The sequence below is a fragment of the Grimontia indica genome (genome assembly GCF_000333895.2).
GTDB classification, from domain to species: domain Bacteria; phylum Pseudomonadota; class Gammaproteobacteria; order Enterobacterales; family Vibrionaceae; genus Enterovibrio; species Enterovibrio indicus.
Window position 1 is genome coordinate 1 of record NZ_ANFM02000080.1, and the last position, 603, is coordinate 603.

The window sequence follows — 603 nt, forward strand, 5'->3', positions numbered from 1 at the left end:
AGTGCCGTCAGGTTGGGTGACGGTGAGGGTAATGGTGTCACCGGCCAGCGTGCCGGTCGGTACGGCTACACTGACCTGCACGCCATCACTGGCTTCGGCCTCACTGACACCATCGGTGGCTTCAGCAATGGTGAGCACAGGGGCTTCATCCGCGCCACCCACACCGGTGCCTTCACCGGCAGCAGTGGTGTCCAGCGTAAAGCCGGCAGGGGTACTGGCCTCAGAGACGTTGCCGGCTAAATCGGTGACCGTCGCCGTGACAGAGTAATCCCCGTCCACAAAGCCGTCAGTATCAGACAGGATGTCGGTGGACACCGTCATCACGATCGGATCGGTGCCGTTCCAGTCTGAAGGGATCAGGGTGTCGACGGTTTCCGAAGTGCCGTCAGGCTGGGTGACGGTGAGGGTAATGGTGTCACCGGCCAGCGTGCCGGTCGGTACGGCTACACTGACCTGCACGCCGTCACTGGCTTCGGCTTCACTGACGCCATCGGCGGCTTCAGCAATGATGAGTACTGGGGCTTCATCCGTGCCGCCCGCACCGGTGCCTTCACCCGGTGCGGTGGTGTCCAGGGTAAAGCCCGTCGACACGCTTGGCGCACT

At 63.0% G+C, this 603-nt stretch carries 1 pseudogene; it reads right to left on the bottom strand.

The annotated features are described in order from the left end of the window. Nucleotides 1-603 (bottom strand): annotated as a pseudogene (locus D515_RS25930) (hypothetical protein); the annotation flags it as partial.